The sequence below is a fragment of the Blautia sp. CAG:257 genome (genome assembly GCF_000433815.1).
Classification (GTDB): domain Bacteria; phylum Bacillota; class Clostridia; order Lachnospirales; family Lachnospiraceae; genus Blautia_A; species Blautia_A caecimuris.
In genome coordinates this window covers 1-1782 of the sequence record NZ_HF999002.1, presented here as the reverse complement: position 1 = coordinate 1782, position 1782 = coordinate 1, and the positions used below count along the sequence as shown (strand labels likewise).

The following is a 1782-nucleotide window of genomic DNA, read 5'->3' as shown; positions in this document are numbered from 1 at the left end:
CACTCACTCTAATCTATCTCCAAATTTTTGTCTATTCATAATTACATTACATAGATCCATCTCTCTTTAGGACAGCAGCAACCGTCTTAAACAGGATCCTGAAATCCAGTCCCATGCTCCAGTTTCTTATATATTCTGTATCCAGCTTTACTACTTCTTCAAAGTCAGTGATATCGCTTCTGCCGCTGACCTGCCACATTCCGGTAATTCCCGGTTTCATGGCGATTCTTGCTCTGTGATGATATTCATACTCTTCATACTCGGATTTTAACGCCGGACGGAAGCCTACCAACGACATCTGTCCAAGAAGCACATTAAGGAACTGCGGAAACTCATCCAGTGACGTGGATCGGATGAACTGACCGATCCCGGTCTTTTTTGTGCCGTCCGGAAGGACCTTGTTTCCGATGATTCTCGGATCAAAGTCCAGCTTAAACATCAGATTGCTGCTCATTTTATTTTCTTTCATCAGTTCAGCTTTCCGCTCTTCCGCGTCCATATACATGCTTCGGAATTTGTACATCTTAAATATCTTACCATTCTGTCCTACACGTTCCTGACTAAAAAAAATCGGTCCCGGTGAACTTATATATATAATGGGTGCTACAAACACAAAAATGATCCCTGTGGCAATACATCCCGCCAGACCTGCAGCAATATCCATGGTTCTCTTTAAAAAGGCCTGTCTCATGGTCATATAGTTAATACTCGTGGTCAGCACTGTGTATTCTCCGACTTTTCCAATGGATTGTTTGCCTAATGTGCTGTTTGTAATCTTTACAAGATTCAAATGCACTGTAAGTCCCATTTCAGAGCATCTTTCTATTAATTCCTTTGGGTACGGGATACTTTCATCCAGATTTATAAATACTTCGTCTACCCAGCTCTGACGCAGAAATTCTGCTACATTTTCTGCATTTGCAACAACGGGAACGCCCTCAATATCCTCTCCTGTCATATCCCGGTCCAGAACTATAACGCCATTCATCTGATACATTTCATAGTTATGATTTTTAATGCTCTTTACTACTTTTTCGGCAATCTTACTGGAAGTAATGATAATCAGAGAACTGTCGCCGCCTGTTTTCATTTTCTTTTTCAGATAGCATTTCCACAAAATACGTGCGCCGTAGGCAAAGACAGCATAAAAAACGCCCATTAAATAAAACGCAGTTCTGGAATACATATTTCCTTCCTGTACGCTGAGCAAATACAGGCTTCCCACCAGTATCAGCATCGCTGCCTGTTTTATGGAAGAAACAAGTTCTATGTAATAGCCTCTTTTTAATACATTCTTATAGGACTCAAACAGAAATATAACAGCTATATCTGCCAGTTCTATAAAAATTGCCATATTTCGATATACTGGTACACTGTAGGGATTCCATTCTCCCATCCGACACACATAGGAAAAATAGAATGCAAGCTGAATACACAGTAAGTCCAATAAGATAAAGTCAACATGTTTTACCCAACCACTTGAATTTTTCCGATACATTGATATCCTCCAACCTCAAACTTAATATTTTTCTTTTCGTTTTTCCGTTGCCATGAAGCTGATCAAAAACCAGACGCTTCATCCCGCTGCAAAAGTTCTGAACGCGCTAAATAGCCTGTAAATGGTCTTCTTCTAACATTTGCAGGCTGAATATGATATTTTCAACAGTATTGGATGCTTATTGCAAATTCTGTGTGGATGTTTTATCATATCCAATAAAACTTTATTCAGTTTAGCAGTAACTTTCCCGTTCATAGTTCCACAAAGCACTTGCATTTTGCCCC

At 39.8% G+C, this 1782-nt stretch carries 1 protein-coding gene; it reads right to left on the bottom strand.

Annotation, left to right across the window (positions count from 1 at the left end):
- Positions 1-46 precede the first annotated feature (46 nt).
- The gene (locus QVP40_RS02635) at positions 47-1498 is read right to left on the bottom strand and encodes a sugar transferase (RefSeq protein ID WP_022066952.1); all 1452 of its coding nucleotides are present in this window, start codon (positions 1496-1498) and stop codon (positions 47-49) included.
- Between the last annotated feature and the right edge of the window lie 284 nt (positions 1499-1782).